This is a genomic window from Streptomyces sp. NBC_00503, assembly GCF_036346895.1.
GTDB lineage: Bacteria > Actinomycetota > Actinomycetes > Streptomycetales > Streptomycetaceae > Streptomyces.
Map to the genome: position 1 here is coordinate 4,283,239 of NZ_CP107855.1, position 12,724 is coordinate 4,295,962.

At 72.4% G+C, this 12,724-nt stretch carries 14 protein-coding genes; 11 read left to right on the forward strand and 3 right to left on the reverse strand.

Going from position 1 to position 12,724, the window contains the following annotated elements:
• Positions 1-41: 41 nt before the first annotated feature.
• Positions 42-458, forward strand: coding sequence for a DUF3224 domain-containing protein (locus OG490_RS20065; RefSeq protein ID WP_330300986.1), 417 nt, complete (start codon positions 42-44; stop codon positions 456-458).
• A gap of 75 nt (positions 459-533) precedes the next feature.
• On the opposite strand, the gene OG490_RS20070 is transcribed toward OG490_RS20065, so the two are convergent.
• Complete coding sequence (locus tag OG490_RS20070) at positions 534-1,736, reverse strand: pyridoxal phosphate-dependent aminotransferase (RefSeq protein WP_330297674.1); 1,203 nt, start codon at positions 1,734-1,736, stop codon at positions 534-536.
• 140 nt (positions 1,737-1,876) lie between these two features.
• On the opposite strand from OG490_RS20070, the gene OG490_RS20075 reads away from it, so the two are divergent.
• The 3 genes from OG490_RS20075 to OG490_RS20085 all read left to right on the forward strand — a co-directional run bounded on the left by OG490_RS20075 (position 1,877) and on the right by OG490_RS20085 (position 4,936).
• Positions 1,877-2,152 (forward strand): hypothetical protein, encoded by a 276-nt coding sequence (locus tag OG490_RS20075; protein ID WP_330297675.1) that lies wholly within the window; start codon positions 1,877-1,879, stop codon positions 2,150-2,152.
• A 332-nt stretch (positions 2,153-2,484) separates the two neighbouring features.
• On the forward strand, positions 2,485-3,048 hold the full coding sequence (locus OG490_RS20080) for a DUF2617 family protein (protein ID WP_330297676.1): 564 nt from the start codon (positions 2,485-2,487) through the stop codon (positions 3,046-3,048).
• A gap of 223 nt (positions 3,049-3,271) precedes the next feature.
• Positions 3,272-4,936: a polyamine aminopropyltransferase gene (locus OG490_RS20085; RefSeq protein WP_330297677.1), complete on the forward strand. Its 1,665-nt coding sequence runs from the start codon at positions 3,272-3,274 to the stop codon at positions 4,934-4,936.
• Between the two features lie 12 nt (positions 4,937-4,948).
• Here OG490_RS20085 and OG490_RS20090 read toward each other — a convergent pair whose 3' ends face one another.
• Complete coding sequence (locus OG490_RS20090; protein ID WP_330297678.1) at positions 4,949-5,554, reverse strand: DUF4865 family protein; 606 nt, start codon at positions 5,552-5,554, stop codon at positions 4,949-4,951.
• A gap of 12 nt (positions 5,555-5,566) precedes the next feature.
• On the reverse strand, positions 5,567-6,139 hold the full coding sequence (locus OG490_RS20095) for a TetR/AcrR family transcriptional regulator (RefSeq protein WP_330297679.1): 573 nt from the start codon (positions 6,137-6,139) through the stop codon (positions 5,567-5,569).
• A gap of 115 nt (positions 6,140-6,254) precedes the next feature.
• On the opposite strand from OG490_RS20095, the gene OG490_RS20100 reads away from it, so the two are divergent.
• From OG490_RS20100 to kynU, 7 genes are all read left to right on the forward strand, one after another.
• The gene (locus OG490_RS20100) at positions 6,255-7,157 is read left to right on the forward strand and encodes an SRPBCC family protein (RefSeq protein ID WP_330297680.1); all 903 of its coding nucleotides are present in this window, start codon (positions 6,255-6,257) and stop codon (positions 7,155-7,157) included.
• Positions 7,158-7,196: 39 nt separating this feature from the next.
• Complete coding sequence (locus OG490_RS20105; RefSeq protein ID WP_330297681.1) at positions 7,197-7,985, forward strand: aldose epimerase family protein; 789 nt, start codon at positions 7,197-7,199, stop codon at positions 7,983-7,985.
• A gap of 32 nt (positions 7,986-8,017) precedes the next feature.
• Complete coding sequence (gene pyrE / locus OG490_RS20110) at positions 8,018-8,557, forward strand: orotate phosphoribosyltransferase (protein ID WP_330297682.1); 540 nt, start codon at positions 8,018-8,020, stop codon at positions 8,555-8,557.
• A gap of 254 nt (positions 8,558-8,811) precedes the next feature.
• Positions 8,812-9,834 (forward strand): class II fructose-bisphosphate aldolase, encoded by a 1,023-nt coding sequence (fbaA, locus tag OG490_RS20115; RefSeq protein WP_112446238.1) that lies wholly within the window; start codon positions 8,812-8,814, stop codon positions 9,832-9,834.
• A gap of 85 nt (positions 9,835-9,919) precedes the next feature.
• The gene (locus tag OG490_RS20120; RefSeq protein ID WP_215028014.1) at positions 9,920-10,333 is read left to right on the forward strand and encodes a DUF3151 domain-containing protein; all 414 of its coding nucleotides are present in this window, start codon (positions 9,920-9,922) and stop codon (positions 10,331-10,333) included.
• Positions 10,334-10,518: 185 nt separating this feature from the next.
• Entirely contained in the window at positions 10,519-11,367 is an 849-nt protein-coding gene (locus tag OG490_RS20125; RefSeq protein WP_330297683.1) for a tryptophan 2,3-dioxygenase, read from the forward strand.
• Positions 11,360-12,583, forward strand: a complete 1,224-nt coding sequence (kynU, locus tag OG490_RS20130; RefSeq protein ID WP_330297684.1) for a kynureninase — start codon at positions 11,360-11,362, stop codon at positions 12,581-12,583. Before OG490_RS20125 ends, kynU begins: the two co-directional genes overlap by 8 nt.
• The last annotated feature ends 141 nt before the right edge of the window (positions 12,584-12,724 follow it).

Here is a 12,724-nt window from a genome sequence, read left to right on the forward strand (position 1 = left end):
CCTCGTCCTGCGTGGGACGCGTTTACGCTCGCCCCATGATGATGAGAGCTTCGGGCACCTTCAAGGTCGTCAGTTTCACTCCGGCCCCGCTGACCCCGGAGCCCCCGGTGGAGACCGGGCTCCCGGTCGGTGTGGCGACGATGGAGAAACACTACGAGGGCGAGTCCCTCTCGGGCCGCTCGGCCACGCTCTTCACCGCCGCCTTCGACCAGGAGGCGGGCGTCGGCAGCTACGTGGCAATGGAGTCCTTCGAGGGCACCCTCGCGGGCCGTGAGGGTGCCTTCAACTTCGTCCACGGGGCCACCACGGACGGCGGCCCCGACCGCAGCGCCGAGCACTTCGCGATCGTCCCGGCCAGTGGCACGCGGGCCCTGAAGGGCATCACGGGCACGGGCGGCCTGCGCGTCGACGAGGACGGCACCCACCGCATCTGGTTCGACTTCGACCTGCCGGCGTAGCCCTCGGGGCCGTCCGGGCCCTCAGGGCCGTCCGGGCCCTCAGGGCCCTCAGGGCCCTCAGGGCCCTCAGGGCCTTCAGAGGCGTCGCAGCCGGGCCACGGCCTCCTCCAGCACCTCGGTCTTCTTGCAGAAGGCCCAGCGCACCTGGGTGGCTCCCGCCGACTTGTCGTCGTAGAACACCTGGTTCGGGATGGCCACGACCCCGCACCGCTCCGGCAGGGCCCGGCAGAAGGCCAGGCCGTCGCGCTCCCCGAGCGGGGTGATGTCGGTGGTGATGAAGTACGTGCCCTGCGGCCGGAACACCTCGAAGCCGGCCGCCGCGAGGCCGTCGGCGAGGAGGTCGCGCTTGGCGGCCAGGTCCGCGCGGAAGGCCTCGTAGTACGAGTCCGGCAGGGCCAGCGCCTCGGCGATGGCGTACTGGAAGGGCCCCGAGGAGACGTAGGTCAGGAACTGCTTGGCGGAGCGCACCGCCGTGACCAGTTCCGGGGTCCCGGTCACCCAGCCGACCTTCCAGCCGGTGAAGGAGAAGGTCTTGCCGCTGGAGGAGATCGTCACCGTACGGTCCCGCATGCCCGGCAGGCCCGCCAGCGGGGTGTGGGAGCCCTCGAAGACCAGGTGCTCGTAGACCTCGTCCGTGATGACCAGCAGGTCCCGGGAGACGGCCAGCTCGGCGATCGCGGAGAGTTCGGCGGGCGTGAGCACGGTGCCCGTCGGGTTGTGGGGGGTGTTCAGCAGCAGCAGCCGGGTCCGCGGGGTGACGGCGGCGCGCAGCGCGTCGACGTCGAGGCGGAAATCGGGGGCGCGCAGGGTGAGCGGGACCCGCACCGCCCCGGCCATTGCGATGCAGGCGGCGTAGGAGTCGTAGAACGGCTCCAGGGCGATGACCTCGTCGCCCGGTTCCAGGAGGGCCAGGAGCGCGGCCGCGATGGCCTCGGTGGCGCCCGCGGTGACGAGGACCTCGGTGTCGGGGTCGTAGGACAGGCCGTAGAAGCGCTGCTGGTGGGCGGCGACGGCGCGGCGCAGCTCCGGGACGCCGGGGCCCGGCGGGTACTGGTTGCCCCTGCCGTCGCGGATCGCGCGGACCGCCGCTTCGGCGATCTCGGCGGGGCCGTCGGTGTCGGGGAACCCCTGGCCGAGGTTGATCGATCCGGTGGCGGTGGCCAGCGCGGACATCTCCGCGAAGATCGTCGTACCGAAGGCCGCCAGCCTGCGGTTGAGGAACGGGCGGTCGGCGGCGGTGCTGTCGGGGCTGCTGTTGCTGCGTTCGGGAGCGCTCATGGCGTCATCCTTCCGGCAAGCTCTGGACTTGCTCAAGTGAGCTTTGGGTCGTGTACCCGCAGGGCATCCCCCCTGCACACGGGACGACAGGGGATCCCGGACCCGGGGAACCGGGTGGAACGCAAAGGGGGTGAACGGACATGACGTTCGTTCTGTTGATGATCGGCCTGGCCGTATCCGTCGTCGTGGTGCTCATCGGGGTGGTGGTGGTCCGTGCGGCCCGCTCCGGGTACTCGGGCGGCGGCTCGGGCGGCTCTGGCGGGTACAGCGGCAGCAGCAACAGCTGGTGGGCGGGCGGTTCGGACGGCGGCGGGTCCTCGTCCTCGTGCGGATCCTCCTCGTCCTCGTGCGGTTCCTCGTCCTCCTGCGGCTCCTCCTCCTCGTCGTGCGGCGGCGGAGGATGCGGATCCAGCTGACACGGGGGAGCATGGATGCGTGTACGCGAAGCGTCCACCGGGGACAACTTCCGTCAGGCGTCTTCTTGTTCGGGGCGCCGCCGCCGCGTATTACGGCGTACGGGCGGGATGTTGTTGAACACGTGAACTGAGGAGCCCCCGAGGGGATGTAAACCCCGTCAAGTTGGGTAAAAACGCTGTGAGTGCCGTGCCTTTCATGATTCCCTCGGTTGAGTAGACCAGTCCCCGGACCTCCCGGGACTTCCTGTGGACCCGTGCCGGTGTCCCCCCACCCGTTGACTACCGCTGGCGGGCCCCGGCCCATCTCCCTCGCGCGTTTGCGGAGCCGACTCATGCTCACGACCCTCCAGACCACCTATACCGACACGCGTGCCGCCGACCTCGCCTGGGCCCTGGGTCGGGAGCGGCTGCCCGCCCTGGCCGTACTGAACCTCGAACTGATGGGCGCAAAAGTCGAGTTGCGCCTGCTCGGGGCCTCTCATCAGGTGCTCCTGGAAGAGGGGGACGTGCTCTGTTCCGAGACCGTCGCCTGTATGCCCGGGAGCAGTACCCCGCTGCCGCTCGGCGTGGCCAAGCGGGTCGGCGACTGGGAGTACGAGTTCGCCGCGCGGGTCGAGACCCTCTCGCGCGGCTCCTTCGCCGGCCGGGCGCAGGAACTGCTCGCGCTGGTCGCGGATCACCCGAACGGGCTCGCCGGGACCTTCCCCGGCGACCCGCACGCCTTCACCGCCATGCTCGCGCAGCGCTACGAGGGCCAGGTCCGATGGCGCACCTGGCACGCCTATCCGCAGGAAGGGCAGCTGGTGGCGACGCGCACGCGCGTCGGCGTGCGGATGGGTGCGACGGGGGTGCCCACGGTCGGCGCCGCGGCCGCGGCGGCGCCGGCGCTCATCTGACGGGAGCCCGGCAGGCCTTTGACGGGCACTCGTTCGGCTGACACCCGCCGGGGCGGGGCGGTTCCCGCCCGGGCGGGAACCGCCTCCGAGTTCGACGTTCACGCGTACGGGTTCACCGGGGTGCGGAGCCGTCCCGCGGTTACGCCAACTGCCCGAACCAGTGCGCCACTTACACCCATGTGGGTGACTTGATGCAAGCGGGCGGTGACGTACGGTTCGCTTCATGATCGACCGTTCCGCCCCGCGCGGGGTGCTTCGCACCAGGTGGCGCCGCCTCCCGGCTCCGGATCCGCGCGGTGTGGCCCGCCTCCCGGCCCCCCTGCCCGTACGGCCCCGGACCGGACGGTTCCTCGTCCTGGCCACCGTGTTCGTCTGTGCCGCCTGCGGGCTCGTGTACGAGCTGGAGCTGCTCGCCCTGGGCTCGTACCTCATCGGCGATTCCGTCACCCAGGCGTCGGTCGTGCTGTCCGTCATGGTCTTCGCCATGGGCGTCGGATCCCTCCTCGCCAAGGCCCTGCGCAACCGCCCCGCCTTCGGGTTCGCCGCCATCGAGGCGGCGCTCGCCCTCCTCGGCGGGCTCTCCGCCATAGCTCTCTACGCCAGCTTCGCCTGGCTGGGGGAGTCGCGGCCCGCGCTCGTCGCCTTCTCCTTCGCCATCGGCGTGCTCATCGGCGCCGAGATCCCGCTCCTGATGGTGCTCATCCAGCGCATCCGCAGACAGGACGCGGGCGGCGCCGTCGCCGACCTGTTCGCCGCCGACTACGTCGGCGCCCTCGTCGGCGGCCTCGCCTTCCCCTTCCTGCTCCTGCCCGTCCTCGGCCAGCTCACCGGAGCCATGGTCACCGGCACCGTCAACGCCACCGTCGGCGCCGGGCTCGTCCTGTGGCTGTTCCGCCGCGATCTGAGCCGCCGCGCCCGCTGGCTGCTCATCGCCGCCAACATCACCGTCCTCGCCGTCCTCGCCAGCGCCACCGTCCTGGCCGACGACTTCGAACGCGTGGCCCGCCGCGCCGTCTACGGCGGCGAGGTCCGCGTCGCCGTCCAGACCGGGGTCCAGGAGCTCGTCCTGACCGGCCCCCCGACCGGCTCCCCGCGCTCGCTCGACCTCTTCCTCGACGGTCGCCTGCGGGTCAGCGGATACGACGAGTACCGCTACCACGAAGCCCTCGTGCACCCCGCGATGACCGGCCCGCACTCCCGGGTCCTGGTCCTCGGCGGCGGCGACGGGCTCGCCGCCCGCGAAGTCCTGCGCTACCGCGACGTCACCTCCGTCACCGTCGTCGAACTCGACCCCGGAGTCGTGCGGCTCGCCCGCACCGACCCGATGCTCTCCGCGCTCAACGGCCGGGTGTACGAGGATCCGCGACTCGGAGTCGTCACCCAGGACGCCTTCCGCTGGCTGCGCGGACCCGCCGCCCGCGACCGCTTCGACGTCATCGTCTCCGACCTGCCCGACCCCGGGATCACCCCCAGCACGAAGCTGTACTCGCAGGAGTTCTACGGGCTGGCCGCGCGGGCCCTGCGCCCCGGCGGGCGGCTCGCCGTGCACGCGGGACCGCTGGCCACGAGGCCCCGTACGTACTGGACCGTCGAAGCCACCCTGCGCGCGGCCGGCCTGAGCACCGCCCCCTACAGCGCGGGCGGCCGCCTCTCCGGATTCGCCGCGGGGCCCGACCGGGCGCTCGGCGCCGCCCCCGAGGCGCATCCGCAGGACTGGGGCTTCGTCCTCGCCGCCCGCGAAGGGGTTCCCGCGCTGCGCGTGGACCGGGACACGCCCGCCCTGCGCTCGCTGTCCACGCAGTCCCTCGGCGACGCCGCCCGCGACGCGGAACGCGGCCGGGTCTTCGGGCTCCCGCCGTCCACGCTCCCGCATCCGCGGTACTCGTAGATCCCTTCCGCCCTACCAGGCGCGGCCGGCCGGGAGCGCTGCGAGCTCCGGCGCCGACAGGTGCAGCACCTCGTACCGCTCGGTGGCGTCCTCGTCCCCGGGGCCGTCCGGTACGGCCTCCTCCCACAGGACGAAGCGGAGCAGCTGCCAGCTCCGCGGGTCGGCCGCGAGCGCCGCGGTGTGCACGCCGGGGTGCCGGGCGAGCCGCTCCAGCTCCTCGGTCTCCCGCTCGACCAGCGCGGTGAGGTCGGCATCGGCCGGGACGGCGGTCAGGCGGCGCGAGGCCGCCCGGGGCGCCGTGGCGGCGCGGGCGGGCCCGGCGAAGGCGGCAAGCCCGGTCCAGTGGTGGACGGCCGGGCGGCCGAAGTCGCGGACGATGCCCTGGAATCCGCCTCCGCCGAGGAGGAAGCGGCCCATCGCGCCGGGGTCGTTCCACAGGTAGAAGGGCGCGTACTGGTTGACCGGGGAGCCGCCGGCGCCGCGTTCGCGGACGAGGTAGGCCTTGAGGCCCAGCCCGGCGCGGTCGTCGAGCCCGTGCCCGAAGTCGGCGACGCGTCTGCGGATGATCCCCATGTCGTAGTCGGCGGGGAGGGTGATCTCGTACTGGCTCGCGTACACGGGATCTGCTTCCTACTCGGTGGGTGCCTGGAACAGGCCCAGCAGTCCGAGGAGTCCGTCCACGGACTGGGCGAAGACCTCGGCGTCCTCGGCGGCGCGGGCCAGGACGTACCCGCCCTGGAGCACGGCGACGACCGTCGCGGCCGTGGCGTCCGGGTCCAGCGCGGGCCCGAACTCGCCGGTGCGGCGCCCCTCGGCCAGCACCCCGGCCAGCCGGGACCGCAGCCACGCGAAGGTCTCCTCGACCGGGACGCGCAGCACGGGGTCCGCCATGACGTCCGGGTCCTGGGTGAGCCGGCCGATCGGGCAGCCGCGCAACACGTCGCGCTCGCGCCGCAGATAGGCGGTGATCCGCTCGCCCGCGGTGCCCGGGGCGTCGAACTGCGCCTGCGCCTTGGCGCGGAGCTCCGCGGCGGTGCGCTCGATCGCGGCCAGCGCCAGGCCGGACTTCCCGGCGAAGTGGTGGTACATGCTGCCCTGGCCGACCCCGGCCCGCTGCTGGATGGCCTTGGGGCTGGTGCCGACGTAACCGCGCTCCCACAGCAGCTCGCGGGTGCTTTCGATGAGGTCCTCGGACGCGTTCATGATTCCACTGTACATACCAGTAGGTACAGCGCGGTGCGTGGCGCTGCGCGAACACGGCCTCTCCGGACCGCAGCACTCCCTGACGGGGAGCTGACTCGTCGGTAGGCTCGACCGCATGGAGCATCAGGTGTTCGTTCCGGTCCCCGCCGTAGACGTCCGCGCCGTGCTGCGCGATCCCGCCCGGGTGGCGCGCTGCGTGCCGGGGCTCCAGCAGGACGCCGACACCGACGCCGGGCCGCTGTCCGGCCGGCTGAAGGTGCGGGTCGGCGGCCACACCGTGACCTACCGCGGAGTCCTGTCCGTCACCGAGCGGGATCCCGGCCACTTCACCCTCGAAGCCCGGGGCGCGGAGGTGCGGGGCAGCGGGAGCGTGAAGCTCTCCCTGGAGCTCCGGCTCACCGAGGCGGACGGCGGCACCCGGCTGGAGTTCACCGCCGAGTCGACCGCGGACGGCCGCGCCGCCGCCTTCGACCCGGAGGCCTCCGCCACCGCCGGGCACCGCCTGCTGGACCGGGCCGCGGCCCACCTCGCCGCGGTGGCGGGCACGGACGAGCCGGGCACCGATGAGCCGGTCGCCGACGGGGAGGCCGCCGACGGGGAGGTCACCGATGCGGTGGCGGTCACCGATGTGGTGGCCGAGTCCGAGGAGGAGGTCGGGGACGAGCCCGGGGATCCGGACCTGCCCGAGGTCACCGAGGTCACCGCGTCCGTGTTCGACGCCGAGGTCCCGCCCCCTTCGCTGGATCCCTTCCTGGACGGCACCTTCGAAGGCATCGCCGACCTCGGGGACCTCGGCGGTCCGCCGCGTCCGCCCGCCGAGGCCGCCCATGCCCGCCGCACGATGATCGGCCGCAGCGCGGAAGAGGTGGACCATGCGCCCCCGCGCGGCCGCTACGCCCCCGTCCCCGCCCCCACCGCGACCGCGGCCAACGCCAACCTCCGCTGGATCGCCCCGGCCGCGGCGGTGGCCGTGGCCTCGGCCGTCCTGCTGGGCCGGGCCCTTCGCCGCAAGCGATGAAGAAGCGGCTCAGGCCCAGGACGCCCTAAGGTCGGGGACATGAGTACGCAACTGCGCGCCGGCGGCGCCGAGGTGACCATCGACCAGGAGAACGGCTGCCGGATCAGCAGTCTGCGCATCGACGGGACGGAGCTGCTGCGGCAGGGGGACCGCTTCGGGTCCTTCCCGATGGTGCCCTGGTGCGGGCGCACCAGGAACGGCCAGTTCCAGGACGGCGCGACCCTCCACCAACTGCCGCTCAACCACCCGCCGCACGCCATCCACGGCTTCGGCCGCGACGCCGCCTGGCGCCCGGCCCGCACCACCGCCACCGAGGCCGCGTTCACGTACGCCCTCACCGACCCGTGGCCCTACGCGGGCCTCGTCACCCAGATCTTCGAGCTCGGCGAGAACGGCCTGACCCTGACCATGGGCGTGGAGACCTACGAGGACTCCTTCCCGGCGCAGGCCGGCTGGCACCCCTGGTTCCACCGCAACCTCGGCAACGGCGGCGAGGACGTCCGCATCGACTTCGAAGCGGGCTGGCAGGAGGAGCGCGGCGCCGACCACCTCCCGACCGGAATCCGCATCGACCCCAAGCCCGGCCCGTGGGACGACTGCTTCGGCATGCCGGACGGGGTCGACGTCACCCTCACCTGGCCCGGAGCGCTGGAGCTGAAGGTCACCAGCCGCTCCGAATGGGTGGTCGTCTACGACGAGGAGCCCGAGGCGGTCTGCGTGGAACCGCAGTCCGGCCCGCCGAACGGGCTGAACAGCCTGCCGCAGCTGGTCACCCCGGTGGACCCGCTGGAGATCTCCACGACCTGGACCTGGCGGCGCCTCGGGTAGCCGGGCTCCGGCGCCCAATTAAGCTCATGCCCATGAGTGACGTACGCGATGCGCTTCTGCAGCAGATCAAGGACAAGGCCGTCGTGCACGGCAAGGTGATCCTCTCCTCCGGCCGTGAGGCCGACTACTACATCGACCTGCGCCGGGTCACCCTGGACGGCACGGCCGCTCCGCTGGTCGGCCAGGTCATGCTCGACCTCACCGCCGACCTGGAGTTCGACTGCGTCGGCGGTCTGACCCTGGGCGCCGACCCGGTCGCCACCTCGATGCTGCACGCCTCCGCGGCGCGCGGCGCGGTGCTGGACGCCTTCGTCGTCCGCAAGGCGCAGAAGGCGCACGGCATGCAGCGCCGCATCGAGGGCACCGACGTGAAGGGCAAGCGCTGCCTGGTCGTCGAGGACACCTCGACCACCGGCGGTTCCCCGCTGACCGCCGTCGAGGCGGTCCGCGAGGCCGGCGGCGAGGTCGTCGCCGTCGCGACGATCGTCGACCGCGGTGCGGCCGACGCGATCGCCGCGGCCGGTCTGCCGTACCTCACGGGCTACCAGCTCGGCGACCTCGGATTGTCCTAGCACTCGGACAGCGGGTGGTGCTTCCGCACAACTGGTGACTTAGGTCCCCAGGAGTCCCGAAGTAGGTCCTGACCTGGCCTTTTGTGTCCGGGTGGAGTGTTTCACGTGAAACACTCCACCCGCTTCGGCCCGCGCGCCGCCGTCGTCGAGGTGGAGTGCGCCCCGGAGTCTGGAAAGATGGGCCCGACGGCAACGTCGCCCCCAGGTCAGGGCCCGCAATAAGCACACCTCCCGCACATCCAAGGAGCGGACAGATGCCCATCGCAACCCCCGAGGTCTACAACGAGATGCTCGACCGGGCGAAGGCAGGCAAGTTTGCCTACCCGGCGATCAACGTGACCTCGACCCAGACCCTGCACGCTGCACTGCGCGGCTTCGCGGAGGCCGAGAGCGACGGCATCATCCAGATCTCCACCGGTGGTGCGGAGTTCCTGGGTGGCCAGTACAACAAGGACATGGTCACCGGCGCCGCCGCCCTGGCCGAGTTCGCGCACATCGTGGCCGCGAAGTACGACATCACCGTCGCGCTGCACACGGACCACTGCCCCAAGGACAAGCTGGACACCTACGTCCGCCCGCTGATCGAGATCTCCGCCGAGCGCGTGGCCCGCGGCCTCAACCCGCTGTTCCAGTCGCACATGTGGGACGGCTCCGCCGAGACCCTCGCCGACAACCTGGCCATCGGCCAGGAGCTGCTCGCGAAGGCCGCCGCCGCGAAGATCATCCTCGAGGTCGAGATCACCCCGACCGGTGGCGAGGAGGACGGCGTCAGCCACGAGATCAACGACGAGCTGTACACGACCGTCGACGACGCGCTGCGCACCGCCGAGGCCCTCGGCCTGGGCGAGAAGGGCCGCTACCTGCTGGCCGCCTCCTTCGGCAACGTCCACGGCGTCTACAAGCCGGGCAACGTCGTCCTGCGCCCCGAGCTCCTCAAGGACCTCCAGGCCGGCGTCGGCGAGAAGTACGGCAAGTCCTCGCCGTTCGACTTCGTCTTCCACGGCGGCTCGGGCTCCACGGCCGAGGAGATCGCCACCGCGCTGGAGAACGGCGTCGTGAAGATGAACCTCGACACCGACACCCAGTACGCCTTCACCCGTCCGGTCGTGGACCACATGTTCCGCAACTACGACGCGGTCCTGAAGGTCGACGGCGAGGTCGGCACCAAGTCGAAGTACGACCCCCGCACCTGGGGCAAGGCCGCCGAGGCCGGCATGGCCGCGCGCGTCACCGAGGCGTGCGCGAACCTGCGTTCCACGGGCACCAAGCTCAAGTAGTCGCGCCACGAAGGGCCCGACCCCGCCGTCTCCGGACGGCGGGGTCGGGCCCTTTCGCGGTCCCGGCATCCCCCAGACTGTGGGCATGTCCATTCACCAGAACCTGCTCGGGGGCCCCGCCCCCACCCACCTGCCCGACGAGCCGGGCCGCGAGGCCATCGCCGCCGGCACCCCCGCCGTGGAGGTGGCCGCCGCGCACCCGACGTCCTCCCTCGCCTGGGCGCTCCTCGCCGACGAGGCCTTCGCCGCCGGCCGCACGGTCGAGTCGTACGCGTACGCCCGTACGGGCTACCACCGCGGCCTCGACGCGCTGCGCCGCGCCGGCTGGAAGGGCCACGGCCCGGTGCCGTGGGAGCACGAGCCGAACCGCGGCTTCCTGCGCGCCCTGAACGCCCTGGCCCGCGCGGCCGGTGCGATCGAGGAGAAGGAGGAGTACGAGCGCTGCTCGACCTTCCTGCGCGACTCCTCGGAGACCGCTGCGGACGTCCTCGGCGCCTGATCCGCCATGCGGATGACCGGGCGGGCTCCACCGGGGCCCGCCCGGTCGCGGAATGTGACGTACCCCACTGACTATTGAGTCCCCGCCGCACGACGGTCTTATGATGCGGACAGGGGACCGGAGCTCCACTCACCTCACCGGAAGGAGCGGACCGCTACCCGGAAGCACGTATCGAGGAGACAGCGATGTCGCACGCCCTTGATGCCTCCGGAGACGGCGGTTCGGACACCCCGAACCTCGACTTCGCCGGCACGACCCCCTACGAGGACTACGTCCAGGCGGACGTCCTCACCCACCTCCAGCACCTGCGCTCGGACGACCCGGGCGAGATGGTCTTCCTGGTCACGACCCAGGTCATGGAGCTGTGGTTCACGGTGATCGTCCACGAGTGGGAGACGGCCGCGCGGGCGCTCCGCGAGGACCGGATCCCCGTCGCGATGGACGCGCTGAAACGTTCACTCCGCGAGCTGGAGGCCCTCAACGCCTCCTGGCGCCCCCTCGCCCAGCTGACCCCGGGCCAGTTCAACGCGTACCGCGCCGCCCTCGGCGAGGGCTCCGGCTTCCAGTCGGCGATGTACCGCCGGATGGAGTTCCTGCTCGGCGACAAGTCCGCCTCCATGCTGGTCCCGCACCGCGGCGCGCCGCGCGTCCACGGGGAGCTGGAGAAGGCCCTGCACGAGCCCAGCCTGTACGACGAGGTCCTGCGCCTCCTGGCCCGCCGCGGCCTCGGGGTCCCGGCGGCCGTCCTGGACCGCGACCTGACCCAGCGCTACGAGCCCTCGCCGGAGGTGGAGTCCGTCTGGACCTCCCTCTACGCGGACCCCGACGCCCACCCGGACCTGCACCGCCTCGGCGAGGTCCTCACGGACGTCGCGGAGCTGGTCTGGCGCTGGCGCAACGACCACCTGGTGGCCACCCGGCGCGCGATGGGCGCCAAGACGGGCACCGGCGGTTCGGCGGGCGTGACCTGGCTGGAGAAGCGGGCGACGAAGAACGTCTTCCCGGAGCTGTGGACGGCGCGCAGCCATGTCTGAGCCGACCACGCCTGAGCCGACCGCGCCCGATCTGGCGCAGCGGGCCGCCGAGCTCGACGCCGCCGACGAGCTCGGCAAGCTCCGCGAGCGCTTCACCCTGCCCGAGGGCGTCGTCTACCTGGACGGCAACAGCCTCGGCGCCCTCCCGGCCGGGGTCGCCCAGCGCCTCGCCGAGGTGGCCACCGAGCAGTGGGGCACCCGCCTCATCCGCTCCTGGACCGAGGGCGAGGCCAACTGGTGGAACGCCCCGGAGCGCATCGGCGACCGGATAGCCCCCCTGATCGGCGCGGCCGCCGGTCAGGTCGTCGTCGGCGACTCCACCAGCGTCAACCTCTTCAAGGCCCTGGTCGGCGCGGCCCGCCTCGCCGCCCCCGGCCGAACCGAGATGCTCGTGGACGCCACCACCTTCCCCACGGACGGCTACATCGCAGAGTCCGCGGCCCGGATGACGGGGCTGCGCGTGGTCCCCGTGGACCCGTCCGAAGCGGCCGGGGCGATGTCCGCGGACACCGCCGTGGTCCTGCTCAACCACGCCGACTACCGCACCGGCCGCCTCCACGACCTGCCCGCCCTCACCACGGCGGCGCACGCCGCGGGCGCGCTGATCGTCTGGGACCTGTGCCACACGGCCGGAGCCCTGCCCGTGGGCCTCGACGCGCACGGCGTGGACCTCGCGGTCGGCTGCTCGTACAAGTTCCTCAACGGCGGCCCCGGCGCTCCCGCGTTCCTGTACATCGCCGCCCGCCACCAGGGAGCCTTCGACTCGCCGCTGCCGGGCTGGAACGGACACGCGGACCCGTTCGCGATGACCCCGTCCTACGAGGCCGCGGAGGGCGTCCGCAGGGGGCGCGTCGGCACCCCGGACATCCTGTCCATGCTCGCCCTGGACGCCGCCCTCGACGCCTGGGACGGGGTCTCCGTCGAAGCGGTCCGTGCGAAGTCGCTCGCGCTGACGGACTTCTTCCTGGAGTGCGTGGCGGCGTACGTCCCGGCGGGCAAGGTCGAGCCGGTCACCCCGACCGAGCACGGCAGCCGCGCCAGCCAGGTCTCCCTGCGCACCGCGAACGCGGCGGAGATCATGCGCGAGCTCATCGCCCGGGGCGTGATCGGGGACTTCCGGGCCCCCGACGTCCTGCGCTTCGGCTTCACCCCTCTCTACGTCGGTTTCGCCGACGCGGAGCGCGCAGCCCGCACACTGGGTCACATTTTCGGGTGAACCGGTAGCGAAACGTCACATCACCATGCGGGCGGGGCTACGGCCCCGCCCGCAGCCGTATCTCCTCGGCCCGCCACGGAGGGGCCCGTTCCGGCCTGATACGGTCCCGCTCTGCCGGAACACCGGAACACCAGTCCCCCT

Excerpts from the sequence above, each read along its gene's own strand:
- OG490_RS20105 (WP_330297681.1), top strand. The coding sequence starts at position 7,197 with ATGAGTACGCAACTGCGCGCCGGCGGCGCCGAGGTGACCATCGACCAG.
- OG490_RS20075 (WP_330297675.1), top strand. The coding sequence starts at position 1,877 with ATGACGTTCGTTCTGTTGATGATCGGCCTGGCCGTATCCGTCGTCGTG.
- OG490_RS20065 (WP_330300986.1), top strand. The coding sequence starts at position 42 with ATGAGAGCTTCGGGCACCTTCAAGGTCGTCAGTTTCACTCCGGCCCCG.
- OG490_RS20095 (WP_330297679.1), bottom strand. The coding sequence starts at position 6,139 with ATGAACGCGTCCGAGGACCTCATCGAAAGCACCCGCGAGCTGCTGTGG.
- OG490_RS20080 (WP_330297676.1), top strand. The coding sequence starts at position 2,485 with ATGCTCACGACCCTCCAGACCACCTATACCGACACGCGTGCCGCCGAC.
- OG490_RS20085 (WP_330297677.1), top strand. The coding sequence starts at position 3,272 with ATGATCGACCGTTCCGCCCCGCGCGGGGTGCTTCGCACCAGGTGGCGC.
- OG490_RS20100 (WP_330297680.1), top strand. The coding sequence starts at position 6,255 with ATGGAGCATCAGGTGTTCGTTCCGGTCCCCGCCGTAGACGTCCGCGCC.
- kynU (WP_330297684.1), top strand. The coding sequence starts at position 11,360 with ATGTCTGAGCCGACCACGCCTGAGCCGACCGCGCCCGATCTGGCGCAG.
- pyrE (WP_330297682.1), top strand. The coding sequence starts at position 8,018 with ATGAGTGACGTACGCGATGCGCTTCTGCAGCAGATCAAGGACAAGGCC.
- fbaA (WP_112446238.1), top strand. The coding sequence starts at position 8,812 with ATGCCCATCGCAACCCCCGAGGTCTACAACGAGATGCTCGACCGGGCG.
- OG490_RS20120 (WP_215028014.1), top strand. The coding sequence starts at position 9,920 with ATGTCCATTCACCAGAACCTGCTCGGGGGCCCCGCCCCCACCCACCTG.
- OG490_RS20125 (WP_330297683.1), top strand. The coding sequence starts at position 10,519 with ATGTCGCACGCCCTTGATGCCTCCGGAGACGGCGGTTCGGACACCCCG.
- OG490_RS20070 (WP_330297674.1), bottom strand. The coding sequence starts at position 1,736 with ATGAGCGCTCCCGAACGCAGCAACAGCAGCCCCGACAGCACCGCCGCC.